The 13568-nt window shown below is 64.0% G+C and carries 14 protein-coding genes and 1 other RNA gene; 7 read left to right on the top strand and 8 right to left on the bottom strand.

The window, feature by feature from the left end; genetic code table 11:
- Position 1: 1 nt before the first annotated feature.
- From LC343_RS08510 to LC343_RS08490, 5 genes are all read right to left on the bottom strand, one after another.
- Positions 2-1696, bottom strand: a complete 1695-nt coding sequence (locus LC343_RS08510; RefSeq protein ID WP_223476668.1) for a long-chain-fatty-acid--CoA ligase — start codon at positions 1694-1696, stop codon at positions 2-4.
- 181 nt (positions 1697-1877) lie between these two features.
- Entirely contained in the window at positions 1878-3302 is a 1425-nt protein-coding gene (locus LC343_RS08505) for a hypothetical protein (RefSeq protein ID WP_223476667.1), read from the bottom strand.
- Between the two features lie 30 nt (positions 3303-3332).
- Complete coding sequence (locus LC343_RS08500) at positions 3333-3881, bottom strand: DUF924 family protein (RefSeq protein ID WP_223476666.1); 549 nt, start codon at positions 3879-3881, stop codon at positions 3333-3335.
- A 2-nt stretch (positions 3882-3883) separates the two neighbouring features.
- On the bottom strand, positions 3884-4834 hold the full coding sequence (gene nudC, locus LC343_RS08495) for an NAD(+) diphosphatase (RefSeq protein ID WP_238484234.1): 951 nt from the start codon (positions 4832-4834) through the stop codon (positions 3884-3886).
- 90 nt (positions 4835-4924) lie between these two features.
- Positions 4925-5329, bottom strand: coding sequence for an HIT domain-containing protein (locus tag LC343_RS08490; protein ID WP_223476665.1), 405 nt, complete (start codon positions 5327-5329; stop codon positions 4925-4927).
- A gap of 71 nt (positions 5330-5400) precedes the next feature.
- Between LC343_RS08490 and ffs the strand changes: the two genes are divergently transcribed.
- The 4 genes from ffs to LC343_RS08470 all read left to right on the top strand — a co-directional run bounded on the left by ffs (position 5401) and on the right by LC343_RS08470 (position 8669).
- An RNA gene (ffs, locus tag LC343_RS08485) (signal recognition particle sRNA small type) lies at positions 5401-5498 on the top strand.
- Between the two features lie 76 nt (positions 5499-5574).
- Positions 5575-7428: a DNA polymerase III subunit gamma/tau gene (locus tag LC343_RS08480; RefSeq protein WP_223476664.1), complete on the top strand. Its 1854-nt coding sequence runs from the start codon at positions 5575-5577 to the stop codon at positions 7426-7428.
- A gap of 11 nt (positions 7429-7439) precedes the next feature.
- The gene (locus tag LC343_RS08475) at positions 7440-7763 is read left to right on the top strand and encodes a YbaB/EbfC family nucleoid-associated protein (RefSeq protein ID WP_223476663.1); all 324 of its coding nucleotides are present in this window, start codon (positions 7440-7442) and stop codon (positions 7761-7763) included.
- A gap of 195 nt (positions 7764-7958) precedes the next feature.
- Positions 7959-8669: a hypothetical protein gene (locus tag LC343_RS08470; RefSeq protein ID WP_223476662.1), complete on the top strand. Its 711-nt coding sequence runs from the start codon at positions 7959-7961 to the stop codon at positions 8667-8669.
- 67 nt (positions 8670-8736) lie between these two features.
- Here LC343_RS08470 and LC343_RS08465 read toward each other — a convergent pair whose 3' ends face one another.
- Together LC343_RS08465 and LC343_RS08460 are read right to left on the bottom strand one after the other, a co-directional pair.
- Positions 8737-9660, bottom strand: coding sequence for a DMT family transporter (locus LC343_RS08465; protein WP_223476661.1), 924 nt, complete (start codon positions 9658-9660; stop codon positions 8737-8739).
- 74 nt (positions 9661-9734) lie between these two features.
- Positions 9735-10241, bottom strand: a complete 507-nt coding sequence (locus tag LC343_RS08460; RefSeq protein ID WP_223476660.1) for a GNAT family N-acetyltransferase — start codon at positions 10239-10241, stop codon at positions 9735-9737.
- A gap of 91 nt (positions 10242-10332) precedes the next feature.
- Between LC343_RS08460 and recR the strand changes: the two genes are divergently transcribed.
- The 3 genes from recR (at position 10333) to LC343_RS08445 (ending at position 12486) form a co-directional block, all read left to right on the top strand.
- Positions 10333-10941: a recombination mediator RecR gene (recR, locus tag LC343_RS08455; protein WP_223476659.1), complete on the top strand. Its 609-nt coding sequence runs from the start codon at positions 10333-10335 to the stop codon at positions 10939-10941.
- A gap of 85 nt (positions 10942-11026) precedes the next feature.
- Entirely contained in the window at positions 11027-11257 is a 231-nt protein-coding gene (locus LC343_RS08450) for a CopG family ribbon-helix-helix protein (protein ID WP_223476658.1), read from the top strand.
- An 8-nt stretch (positions 11258-11265) separates the two neighbouring features.
- On the top strand, positions 11266-12486 hold the full coding sequence (locus LC343_RS08445) for a lytic murein transglycosylase (RefSeq protein WP_223476657.1): 1221 nt from the start codon (positions 11266-11268) through the stop codon (positions 12484-12486).
- 77 nt (positions 12487-12563) lie between these two features.
- Here the strand turns inward: LC343_RS08445 and LC343_RS08440 are convergent, their stop codons facing one another.
- On the bottom strand, positions 12564-13436 hold the full coding sequence (locus tag LC343_RS08440; RefSeq protein WP_223476656.1) for a helix-turn-helix domain-containing protein: 873 nt from the start codon (positions 13434-13436) through the stop codon (positions 12564-12566).
- Between the last annotated feature and the right edge of the window lie 132 nt (positions 13437-13568).

The following is a 13568-nucleotide window of genomic DNA, read 5'->3' as shown; positions in this document are numbered from 1 at the left end:
GTCAGCGCAATTCGCGGCGGAGGATCTTGCCGACATTGGTCTTCGGCAACTCGTCGCGGAACTCGATGAATTTCGGCCGCTTGTAGCCGGTCAGGTTGGCCTCGCAGTGCTTCTTGACGACAGCCTCGGTGACGCTGTCGTCCTTGCGCACGACGAAAAGCTTGACCACCTCGCCGGACTTCTCATCCGGAACGCCGATGGCAGCCGCCTCGAGGATGCCCGGATGCGAAGCGGCGACTTCCTCGACCTCGTTGGGATAGACGTTGAAGCCCGAGACCAGGATCATGTCCTTCTTGCGGTCGACGATCTTGGTGCGGCCGGTCTCGTCCATGAACCCCATGTCGCCCGAGCGGAAATAGCCGTCGGCGGTCATGACATTTTCGGTCTCGTCGGGCCGGTTCCAGTAGCCTGCCATGACCTGCGGCCCGCGAATACAGATCTCGCCAACCTCGCCGAGCGGGACATCATGACCGTCCTCGTCGCGAATGGCGATGTCGGTGGAGGGCAGCGGCAGGCCGATCGTGCCCGTGAACTCGGGCGCGTCGAAGGGGTTGGCGGTTGCGACCGGCGATGTCTCCGACAGGCCGTAACCTTCGTAGATGACCGTGCCCGTCACCTCGCGCCAGCGTTCGGCGACCGGCTTCTGCACGGCCATGCCGCCGCCCATGACGAGCCGGACCGACGAGAAATCGAGCTTGCGGAAATCCTCGTTGTTGAGCAACGCGTTGAACAGCGTGTTGAGGCCCGCGAAGAAGTTCCACTCGTATTTTCCGAGTTCCTTGACGAAGCCCGGAATGTCGCGCGGGTTGGGGATCAGCACGTTGTGTCCGCCCTGGTCCATGCCGCAGATCGCGTTCACCGTCAGTGCGAAGATATGATAGAGCGGCAAGGCGCACATATAGGTGACGGTTTCCGGCTTGCCGCGCGCCGCATATGCGACCTCGACCCAGTGGTCGTTTTGGCGGACATTGGCCAGCACATTGCCATGGGTCAGCGTCGCGCCCTTGGAAACCCCGGTCGTCCCGCCGGTATATTGCAGGAACGCCACGTCATCGCGATCAATCTCGACGGGCTGCAGCGTCTTGCCGCGACCGGCGGCAAGGATCGCCTTGAACCCCGCATGGCCGGGGATCGACCATGCCGGCACCATCTTCTTGACCTTGCGGACCACGAAATTGACGATGTGGCCCTTCAGGCCCATCAGATCACCCATGGAGGTGACGACGACGTGCTTCACGTCGGTCCTCGCGATGACCTGCTGCAGCGTGTGGGCGAAATTCTCAAGGATGACGATGGCCTTGGCGCCCGAATCCTTGAGTTGGTGTTCCAGTTCTCGCGGCGTGTAGAGCGGATTGACGTTGACGACCGTCATGCCCGCGCGCAGCACACCGTAAAGCGCAACCGGATATTGCAGGATGTTCGGCATCATTAGCGCGACCCGGTCGCCCTTTTCCAGCCCAAGCGATTGCAAATAGGCACCGAAAGCCTGCGATGCGGCGTCCAGTTCCGCATAGGTCATGGACTTGTCCATGCAGGTGAAGGCGCGCTTGTCGGCATATTTCCGGGTGCAGATCGCGGCCATTTCGGCCAGCGACTCGTAGCCCAGTTCGCCCATGTCAGCGGGAACGCCTTCGGGATAGCTCCTCAGCCAGGGTTTCTGTGCATAGGCGGATACGACCTGCGATGCGTCAGCCATTTCTTTCCTCCCCTGCGTGCCGATGTCGCTGCGGCGGTTCCTCCCGAAACGCGACTGTCGCCCGCATATGTGACCATATCACGGTGACATATTTCGCGTGAGCGGGCGATGCAAGTATTTTTACGTAAACGTAAACGTAAATGTAAACGTCATTTCGCGTCGATTATCGGTGTTGTCGAGGCTATTCCGTCGGGTCTTGGCCCAGTCGCATGACGTCGTTCAGTGCATCGTCCAGTCTGTCCGACGGCGCCGCATGCCGCTCGGATGCTTCGAGTGCGGCCCAGAACAGCCGGTTTCGCCATGCCGGATCGCCACCGTGGCGCAGGAATGCGGCGGCCGCATTCGCGGACGTTGTGACGCCGGCATCGCTGTTCGCCCACATCGCGTGCAGGATACAGCGGCCGGCCGCCTCTGTCGGAGCGATCTCCCTCCTGTCGAGCGCGTCGCTCAGGCGCAGGAGGAAATTGTGCCGCCAGACCAGGTCGTTCCACCATGTTGCGGCGCCGGTCGGCACGACCGGTTCGGCATCGCGGGAACCGAGCAGCGCGATCAACCGGTCCGCATCCGCCAGGGTCGGCCGGTCCGAAACAGGCGCGTCTGGCGCACCGAATGGACCGCTCGACCAGAAGCCGGCAGCAACGGCGAACCGGTCCTCGCGCGAAACGGCGTAATAGGGCGCACGGTCCACGAGACCGTAAAGCGCGAACCGTATCTCGGGCGCATTCCAGGGAATGCCGTGGCTTTCGAAATCCACGCCGAAGCGCGCCCCGGCGCTACGCGCCGCCTCTTCCAGCGCGGCACAGGAGAGGGGCAGGTCGCGATCGGCGATCGCCACAAGTCCTGCTTTCGCTGCTGCCGTGACCGGCCTCTCGTCGTTCTTTTCGAGGGCGTCGACGATCAGGCCTCCGATCGCTTCATCCGCGAGACGATGGAACTGATGGGGCCTTTTCCAAATGGATCGCATCAGCAGGGTCGACCAGAAGGTGTCATGCCGCCGTGTTTCGAGGGCTGCGAGCATGTCGGGAAACAGCTCCCGCCATGCATCGCAATCGTCGAAAGTCGCGACAGCCGCGTCGATATCGCCGGATTGCCAGTCGCCGGCCGCCACGACATCGAACCGTTCGAGCGCGGCCCTCATGGCTCGCTCATCCTGCTCTGCGAGGTTGTTTTCCACCGCCTGGTCGATCGGCGCGATACGCGCGGCGAGATCGTCCCGCCCGGCCGCCGTCATGCGTTCGGTGAGGGTCTGCGCCAGGTCGGTCCAGCAATCGGCCGCGCGGTCGGGTGCATCGGCGATCAGCCTTTCCATGCGCGACAGATAGGCTTCGACGACCGAAACAGGGGCGTGATAGGCGATTTGATCGAGCGTTTCGCCCACGGCATGCGGATGCAGGTCGATGTCGGGATGGAACAGCATCTCCATCATGGCCTGCAGCGCCGGGATGCGGGGTGTCATCGTGCCCCGGTCACAAATCCACCAGAAGAGCTCCGGATCGCGGTTCTCGTCGATCAGCCGGGCGATGTTGTCCGGATCGGCTCCGCTTTCCGGCATGCGCGCAATCCGCATCGCGATGTCGGAGTATCGGCCTTCGCCGGATGATGCCATGATCGCCCAAGCCCCGGATGCGCCGCCCGATCAGAAGCCGCCATGCTCCTCGATCCACGCCTTCTCGGCGGGGGAGGTCGGCCGGCCGAGAACCGCGTTTCGGTGCGGGAACTGGCCGAAGGCGAGGATCGGATCGCGGTGCAGCCGCGCATATTTCAAGTTGTTTTCCTTGCCGAGTGCCTCGAACAGCGCGACCGACTTGTTCTGGTCGGCCAGCGTCTCCGAATGCATGAACGGCATGTAGAGGAACTGCTTCTCGTTGTCGTTCATATCCGTGTCGAAGCCGGCCTCCAGCGCGGCATTGGAGAGCGCGCGCGCCTTGGCGTCGCCCGCAAAGCTTTTCGGCGATCCGCGGAACATGTTGCGTGCGAACTGGTCGAGCACGATGATCGCCGCAAGCGCGCTGTCGCGCGATGCGGCCAGCACCGCGTTGTCGGTGCCGGCAATGGTTTCGTGCAGCGCGCCGAACCGCTCGACGATTGTCGCGTCGACATCGTCGTCCTTCTTGTACCACTGCTCCGGCGTCAGCTCCGAAAACCAGAAGCCGAGCACGTCCTTGTCCCAATCCTGTTTCAGCATGTTCATTCCTCCTGTTCGGTCCAGGCGCGGATCAGATGCGTGGCGATCGCGCCGGGGGGCGGGACCCTCAGGCCCTGCTTGTGGGTGTTTTCCAGCATGCTGCGCACATCCGCGCGGCTGAACCAGCGGCAGTCTTCCAGTTCGTCGTCGATCCTGATCTCTTCCGTTTCGGCGACGGCGTGGCACCCGATCATCAGCGTGTGCGGGAAGGGCCAGGGCTGGCTTGCGTAATAGGCGACCTTGCCCACACGGATGCCGCTTTCTTCCTCCGTCTCGCGGCGCACCGCGTTTTCGATCGTTTCGCCCGGCTCCACGAAGCCGGCGAGGCAGGAATACATGCCTTCGCCGAAATGCGGACTGCGCCCGAGCAGGCATTTCTCGTTATCGGGCGCGACGGCGAGCATGATCACCACCGGGTCGGTGCGGGGAAAATGCATCGCCTCGCAGTTCGGGCAGATGCGCTTGTAGCCGCCATCGGTGATCTCGCTTGCATGTCCACAGCGAGAGCAGAAGCGATGCGTTCGGTTCCACGAAACCAGCGCGGCGGCCTGGGCGATGACGCCAAGCCGGTGCGGCGGCACGAGGCCTTGCGTGTAGACCGAGCGCAGGTCGATCGCCTTGAGGTAATTCGGCAGATCATCCGTCTCGACGCCGGAATGGGCGGCGAGGACCGGCGTTTCGTCTTCCTCGAAACCGAGCAGGATCGCTTCCTCGAAATCCACCTCCAGATCGATGACCTCGCTCGGCGCGAAGAGTGGATCGAAAATCTCCTCGTCGTGCTTGAGAAGCACGCGCCCCTCCGCAAGCAGGTAGAGATGCGCGCGGCCATCCCTGAGCGCGTCACGCGCGCTGTCGGCATTGCGCTTCTCCGAGCGGCGTTCCAGCCGGTTGCCGGCAAAACCTGTTTCGCTCGACGCATCGGGATGGGGCGCATCGGCCAGTCGAATCGTCATCATTATCCTCGCTTGGGCGTACCGGTTCGCAAGGCCCGGCGCGTCATGGCGTTATGCCGCAACGCAGCCTCGGGGGCAAAGCATCCTCGGTCAGAAATCGGCCATGAAGTTCTTGATGAAATCGTGCGCCGCCTGTTGGTCATACGGCTCAGCCTCACCGGAACCCCAAACGGGATTGGGCCAGGCTGCATCGTCCTTGAAACGGGCGATCACGTGCATGTGCAGTTGCGGAACCTGATTGCCGAGCGCGGCGGCATTGATCTTGTCGCAACCCGTCGCGGCTTTCAGCCGTTCGGATACGCTTACCGTCTCGAAGGTGAGCATCGTCTGGTCGAGGGGTGACAAGTTGTGGACCTCGCTGATGCCGCCGCGCTGCGGCACCAGGATCAGCCAGGGAAACCGGCTGTCATCCATCAACAACAACCGGCAAAGGCCGATATTGGCGACGAAATACGTGTCCTTCTCGAGCTTTGGATCGAGCGAAAATTCTACCATGTGCCCACAATAGCAGTTTTTTCCGTGCGCGCGACTTGCTTTTGGTGCGCCGAAATACGATATCGCGGGTGGGAGGTTGGTGGTGGACGAGCCACTCGCCAACCGGGTCAGGTCCGGAAGGAAGCAGCCCTAACGAGCCATGGCACGGGTCACCGTGCCAGCCTCCCACCCTTCATCTGTCTGCCAAAGCCGGATTCGGGCGCGCCGCGCTTTCGCTCCGGCATGAATCGCTTTAGACAGGACGTATGAGCGACACCCCCGCATCGCAGGCCCCCTATCGCGTTCTCGCGCGCAAATATCGCCCGCGCGATTTCTCCGACCTGATCGGCCAGGAGCCGATGGTGCGCACGCTCAAGAACGCGTTTGCCGCCAATCGTATCGCGCAGGCCTGGATGCTTACGGGAGTCAGGGGTGTCGGCAAGACAACGACGGCACGCATTCTCGCCCGCGCGCTCAATTACGAGACCGATAGCGTCCACGAGCCGCGCATCGATCTGCCTGAAATGGGCGAGCATTGCGCCGCGATCATGGAAGGCCGTCATGTCGATGTCATCGAGATGGACGCCGCTTCCCACACCGGTATCGACGATATCCGCGAGATCATCGAGCAAGTGCGCTACCGCCCCGTCTCGGCGCGCTACAAGGTCTACATCATCGATGAAGTCCACATGCTTTCCACGCAGGCCTTCAACGGCCTGCTGAAGACGCTCGAGGAGCCGCCGGAGCATGTAAAATTCATCTTCGCGACGACCGAGATTCGCAAGGTGCCGATCACGGTCCTGTCGCGCTGCCAGCGCTTCGATCTGCGCCGCATCGACACCGCCGAACTGGCGGCGCATCTGCGCAAGATTTCCGATCTCGAATCGGTGAAGGCCGACGAGCAGGCGCTAGCCATGATCGCGCGCGCCGCCGAAGGTTCGGTGCGCGATTCGCTTTCGATCCTCGACCAGGCCATCGCCCACGGCTCCGGCAGGGTCGACGCCGAGGCGGTGCGCTCCATGCTGGGCCTTGCCGACCGCGCCCGCGTGATCGATCTCTTCGAACACCTGATGGCCGGCCGCATCGCCGCCGCGCTTGACGAATTTCGCGCCCAGTACGATGTCGGCGCCGACCCGGCGGTCGTGCTCACCGATCTTGCCGATTTCACCCATCTCGTGACGCGGTTGCGTTTCGTGCCCGAGGCGGTCGGCAACGATCCGTCCCTGACGCCCGATGAGAAGACCCGCGGTATCGCTTTCGCGAAACAGTTGCCGGTCAAGGTGCTGTCGCGCGCCTGGCAGATGCTGCTGAAGGGCATCCCCGAGGCCGAACTCTCCTCGCGCCCGGTCGCTGCCGCCGAGATGGTGCTGATCCGTCTCGCCCATGCCGCGACGTTGCCGACACTGGACGAAGCGCTCAAGGCGCTGGACGACGCGCCTTCCGGCGAGCCGACACGCCCGGCGCTTTCCTCCGGTTCCGCCGCGCCCTCCGGCAATGGAAATGGCGCGAGCGCGGTTGCGCAGGCCGCGGCGCCGGCATCCGCCGAAAACCCTTCGCCTGCCCCGACCGCGCGCGCGGGCAGCGGCGGAGCGCAGGCGATGCGGCTGGTGTCGTCCGAGCCGGAACCCGTTCGCCAGGAAGCGCCGCCGCCCGAGCCGGAGCCGGCGAAACCGTCGGTTCCCGTCTATTCCATGCAGGACCTCGCGGACCTTGCCGACCGGCATCGCGACCCGCTGATGAAGGTCAATATCCGCAAATGCATGCGCCCGGTTTCCATCGAACCCGGGAAATTGTCCGTCAGCCTGACGGAGGATGCGCCGCGCACCCTTCTGGGCGACCTCTCTAAACGGCTGCAGGACTGGACCGGCGTTCGCTGGATCGTGTCGCTTTCGCGCGAGCCGGGCGGCGAGACCCTGGACGAAATCGAGACCGAACGTCGCGAGTCCGCCGTTGCCGATGCCAGCCGCGATCCGGAGGTCGCCGCCATCCTCGCGGCCTTTCCCGGCGCGAAAATCATCGATGTGCGCCTTGCCGAGACCCCGACCGAAGACGATATGCTGGAACAGGCGCCCGACGATCAGGAGATCCCGCTGGATCCTGACGAGGCCGACGATTTGTAGGAGCTACACGCATGCGCGACATTATGGGCCTGATGAGCAAGGCCAAGGAAATGCAGGAAAAGATGCAGGCCATGCAGGCCGAAATGGAGACCATGACCTGCGACGGCACGGCCGGCGGCGGCATGGTCACCGTCACCCTGACCGGCAAGGGCGCCATGCAGGCGCTGAAGATCGACCCGTCCATGTTCAAGGAGGACGATGTCGAAATCCTGGAGGATCTGATCCTTGCCGCCCATAACGACGCCAAGGCGAAGATCGAGGCGTTGGTCGCCGAAAAGACCCAGGAAATGACCGCCGGCCTGCCGATCCCGCCGGGGATGAAGCTGCCGTTCTAGGCCGGCTTCACCGGCCAGCTGCGGCACCTCCTTGGCGGCCGTCTTGCAGCATAAGCGGAACCTTATGCTGTGCTCTCCCGTTGGATACGCATCCAGAAGGATCGGGAGAAATCAAATGAATGGTATTATCTATCTCGTCGGCCTCGTCGTGGTCGTCATGTTCATCCTGTCGCTTCTTGGCCTGCGGTGAATTCCATGGCCGAGAAACCTGCCAGTAAAACGACAAGCAAAACAACAGCATCGGCGAAGTCACGTGCCGCGCGTCCGGCCAAGGCCGACGTTGAGGCCGCGGTTGTCGGCGCGCCGCCGGCAACGCCCGCCCCATCGTCCTATCTTGAATGGGGCTCGGTCTTCGGGGGCGCGGCGGTCGCTCTCGCGATAAGCCTGCTGCTGACCCAATTCGGCGCGGGTATCGGTCTGTCAGCGGCCGAGAGCGCGACGCTGGAAGGCGGCGGCGCCTCCTGGAACGTGATGGTGGCCGGACTTTGGGTCGTTCTCGTCGCCCTGGCGAGCGCGTCGGCGGGCGGCTATCTCGCCGGCCGTATGCGCATGCGTGCTTTCGACGCGACCGAGGACGAAGTCGAATTCCGCGACGGTGCGCACGGTCTCGCTGTCTGGGCCGTCTCGGGCATCTTCGCGATGCTTGCCGTCTCGGTCATGACGGCACTCGCCGGTCTTGGTGTGGCCGCCGATGCGAATGCTGTGGCGTCCGAACCGACCGCCGAAATGTTGAGCAACGCCGCAACCGCCGGCGTGGTCTTCAACTTCGCATCAGCGGCCGGTGCCGCGCTGGCTGCCGCCGGGGCTTGGTTTGCCGCGACAACAGGCGGCGAGCACCGCGATGAGGGCACGGCCATTCACGGCGTTGTCCCGCCGTTCCTGCGGGAGCGATTCAAGCGGGCGTGACCCTTTCGTTCGATGATTGATGAGAAAGCCCCGGCCCTTCGTTTGGCCGGGGCTTTTTCGTGACCGTTCAGGCGTCGGCGCGTCTCCATCGCCGGACCAACCTGCCATCGACCAGCGCCAGCCCGAGGCCGATCAGCGCCATGCCGGCGACATGGCGCGGTTCGAGCGTTTCGCCGAGGAACAGGATACCGAGCAGGATCGCGCTGGGCGGGATCAGGAAAGTGACGAGTGAGATGTTCGTCGCGCCGGCCCCGGCGAGTATCCGGAAAAACAGGATATAGGCCAGCGCGGTGGAGACGGTCGCGAGACCGATCAGCGCGAGCAGTGTCTCCGCGCCCGGCAGCGCCAGCGTCCATGGCCTGTCGGCGAGCAGCATCAGCGGCAGGATCGTCAGGCTCGACATGGTCAATTGCCCGGTCGCCACGCTGAGCGGCGGAACGCCGAGAACGCGGAACCGGCGGCCGAACACCCCGGCGCAACCATAGGAAAGCGCCGCGCCGAGACAGGCGACATAGGCCGCGACCGGCGCGCCGCCGACCGACAGGTCGGGCCCGGCGAGCATCGCCGCCACGCCGGCAAATCCGGCGATGACGCCCGCGCCGCGCAGCGGCGTCAGTTTTTCCTCGGCGGTGAAGCCATGCGCCACCAGCACGGTGAAGAGCGGGGTGGTGGCGTTGAGGATCGAGGCGACGCCGGACGCGATCTGGCCCTGGCCCCAGACGATCAGCGTGAAAGGGATCGCGTTGTTGAGAATGCCCATCCCGGCAAAGGCGAGCCAAACCTCCCGGCCGCCTGGCAACCGCCGTCCGGTCGCGGCGAGCACGATATGGAGCGTGGCCGCCGCCAGGGCGACGCGCGCGAAAACGATGGTCAGCGGCGGCAGTTCCTTTACCGCGACGCCATTGAAGAAGAACGATCCGCCCCACAGCAAGGACAGGGCGATGAGCATTCCCCATTCGACGGGGGACATGGTTGTGCGAACGGGTGGCATGGCTGGCTCCGGTGGGACGGGGCGGACCCTGCCTCCGGCCGGGTTCGTTCGCCACCCGATTCTTGCAGCATCGCCTAGTCGAGCGGGCGTTCCATATCGACGCTGGCAAAGGTCACGTCGCCGAACGGGATATCGACAAGGCCGGTCTTGCGGAAGCCGAGCTTGGAATAGAAGGCCTCCGCCTGAAGGCTCGACAGGCATTCGAAACGTTGCAGCCCGGCTGACCGCGCCGTTTCGAAGACTCGGCGCAAGATCAGGCTCGCGACGCCCTTGCGCAAATAATCGGGATGAACGGCGACATGCCGGATGTGACCGGTGCCGGGAATGTTCGGGCGGTTGCCCGGAGCGGCCGTGCTCCAGCCGCCGCAACCGATCAAGTCCTCATTTTCCTCGACGACAAAATAGGTGCCGCTTTCGAGCAAGCGCGGATTGGCGACGCTTATGAGCGGGAGCGCCTCAGCCAGCACCTCCGGGTCATACCAGCCGGCGTAGAGCGTGGCGTAGGACCGGGCGATCAGCGCTGACAGCCGGTCCAGATCGTCCGGCCGCGCCGTGCGCAGCAGCAGGGGAGATTGGGTCATCGTAAATCGTCGCCGCAGAAACGTCGGATGCAGCCATATGCGTTTTCATGCCCGCTATCAAATTCTGCGGTGCTGGGCTAAATCCGGGTACATGTCCACCAAGCGAATCGCCGGTCCGGAAATCGAGAAACTGATCCAGCTTCTGGCCAAGGTGCCGGGGCTTGGACCCCGCTCGGCGCGCCGTGCGGCGCTGCACATGATCAAGAAGAAAGACCAGTTGATGGGTCCGCTCGCCGCCGCGCTTGCCGAGGCGGTCGACAAGGTCACGGAATGCTCGGTCTGCGGCAATGTCGACACGGTCGATCCCTGCTCGATCTGCACCGACCCGCGCCGCGACGACACGACGCTGATCGTCGTCGAGGATGTCTCGGACCTCTGGGCGCTGGAGCGCGCCGGCGCGATGAACGCGAAATATCATGTCCTCGGCGGCACGCTGTCGCCGCTCGACGGGATCGGCCCGGACGATCTCAACATCAAGAAACTGGTCGATCGTATTGCCGGGGGCGGCGTGAGCGAATTGATTCTTGCGGTCAACGCCACGGTCGAGGGCCAGACGACCGCCCACTACATCACCGACCAGCTTTCCGGTTTCGAGGTCAAGGTGACCCGGCTCGCCCATGGCGTACCGGTCGGCGGCGAACTCGATTATCTCGACGAGGGCACATTGTCGGCGGCGCTGCGCTCGCGCACGAATTTCTGAGGCGCGAACCCTCTTCCGCAGGGGAAATCGCATTGCCTGCCACAATTGCATTGCATAAGTTCTCGTCAGGCCAGAGGGAAAATCAATGTCTTCAAGCGACCATTCCGCAGAAACCGAACAAGTGTGCACGGTGCTGCCGCGCGATGTGCTGAACGGGCTGGACGCGTTCGTCGCGGCACAGGCCGAGACGCGATCCCGTGACGAGGCGATCCGGCAGATCGTGCGCGAATGGCTGCAGGCGCAGGGTCACATGCGCGACCCCGACGCGGTCGCGGGCGTCAAGCCGGAAGACCTCAATTCCGCCAACGACGGCTGACGGACCGCATGTTCCGTTTCGCCGTCCTTCTCCTCGCGCTGCTTTTCGCCGCGCCCGCCGCCACGCAATCGCTGCAGGCGCAATATGAAGCCTTCCTGGAAGGGACAATCTGGCCGCAGGCGAAGCTGGCCGGCGTTTCGCGCAAGACCTTCGACGGCGCGATGGGCGCCAAGCGCCTGAACACGGACATTCCCGGTCTCGTCACGCCGGGCGCGAAAGAGCCGCCGCGCCGGATGCGACAGGCGGAGTTCTCCGCGCCGGCGAAGTATTTCAACGAGCGCAACATCGGCTACATCACCGCGACAGGCCGCAGTCTCGCGCGCAAATATGCCTCAACGCTCGCCTCGATCGAGAAGACTTACGGCGTGCCGGCGCGCATCCTCCTGGCGATCTGGGGACGCGAATCCGGCTTCGGGCGCGTCGATATTCCGCATGACGCCTTCCAGGTGCTGGGCACCAAGGCCTTCATGTCCACCCGCCCGGAACTGTTCCGGCGCGAGCTGATCAATGCGCTGGTGATCGTGCAACTGGGCCACGCTTCGCCCTCCGCGATGCGCTCTTCATGGGCGGGCGCGATGGGCCAGCCACAATTCCTGCCCTCGTCCTATCTGCAATATGCCGTCGATTTCGACGGCAATGGCCATCCCGACATCTGGAACTCGGTGCCGGACACTCTGGCGTCCATCGCCGCCTATCTGAAAGCGTCGGGCTGGGTTCCGGGGCGCGACTGGGGCTTCGAGGTCACCGTGCCGGCCTCGGTTTCCTGCGCGCTCGAAGGGCCTGACCGCGGCAAGCGCATATCCGATTGGGCGAAACTCGGCATCCGGCGTGTTTCCGGCAAGCCGTTTCCGGAGCATGAGGCGCGCGCCGAGGGGTTTCTGCTGATGCCGGCCGGCCGCCATGGCCCGGCCTTCATCGCGACGCCGAATTTCTACGTGATCAAGGAATATAACGAGAGCGATCTCTACGCGCTGTTCGTCGGCCATGCCGGCGACCGTATCCAGTGGGGCGACAGCCGCTTCTCCGCCGGGTGGGACCGCACCGATTCCATGCTCCGTTCCGATATCGCGAAGATGCAGCGGGCTCTCGAAGGCAAGGGCTACGATGTCGGTGGCGCCGACGGCCTTCCGGGTTTCAAGACCCGCCGGTCGATCGGCGACTGGCAGGAAAAGAACGGCCGGACGCCGACCTGCTGGCCCTCCAACGCACTGATCTCCGCGATCCGCTAGAGCCTTTCAGGTTTCAACAGAATAACACTGCGCTGCCTCTCGCCCTTGGCTCGAACGCGCATTGCGATGCAGATATTTCAGTCCAGACCTGAAGGATCCTGGGTCCCGCTCGCAAGCGCGCGCAGCCAGCCGGCCACCTCATGCGCCTGCACGGACGCGGCGCGGATCAAATTGTCGAAATGCCGCGTCATCGTGCCGACGGCGTCCTTGGCGTTCAGCACGAGATACATGTCGCCGACATAGACCGACACGCGATACGGCCCGAACACCGTGTAGGGCGCGGAAAAGTGGCTCTGACCGTCATAGAGATAGAGCCTCAGCGACGGATAAAGCTCCTCGACCAGCGCCGCCATGTGTTCCAGCTGGCCGCGCCGCGCCTTCGCGGGAAGATCGGTCCATAGTCCGGTGCCGCCTTTCAAATCGTGGAGCCGCTGCACCGGCATGCAGATTTCCATGTCGGTCTCCGGCCGGCGCGTATAGGCGATGCGCTCCTGGGCCTCGTCGAGGCGCGAGGACAGCGTGCGCTTGTTCTCGCTGCTTTCGTAGGAAATCACCGCCTCCGTCCTAAGCAGGTCGGGCAGGGTCGTCGGCACGTAGCGGATCTTCGTGCCCGCCGCCTCGGCGTGCCAGGCTTCCAGCAGCGGTTCGTCGCGGTCGTCCGGCGCTTCCTCCAGTTCGAGCGACCGTTTGATCGCCGCCGTCACGTCCTCCGCCTGGCTGAGGCCGAGCAGCCAGTCGAGGCTGACGCCATGGACGGCGGCGATGCGCATCAGTGTCTCCGCGCGCGGAAGCCGCGTGACCTCGCCCGCCAGAAGCTGCGACAGCGCCGACCGGTCGACGCCGATGCCGGCCGCGAAGGCGGAACGGTTGAGGCCGGAGCGCGCGAGCAATTGCTTGAGCCGGTCGCGAAAGAGGCGCGACGCGTCGCGCTTGTCGGTGGGAGGCGTCATGTTGTGTTTGCTGTCAAAATGTTGATTTCAGGAAACAGATGCAAAAGATGTGAAGCAAAATCAATAGAATTTCACCAATGACTCGTTTCGCCTGCATTTGTCAGGAGGCATGTTGATCTCGATAGGGGAAAA

The organism is Oricola indica, assembly GCF_019966595.1.
Lineage (GTDB): Bacteria > Pseudomonadota > Alphaproteobacteria > Rhizobiales > Rhizobiaceae > Oricola > Oricola indica.
Note: the sequence above shows the minus strand (reverse complement) of the source record. Positions and strands in the feature narration are given on the sequence as shown.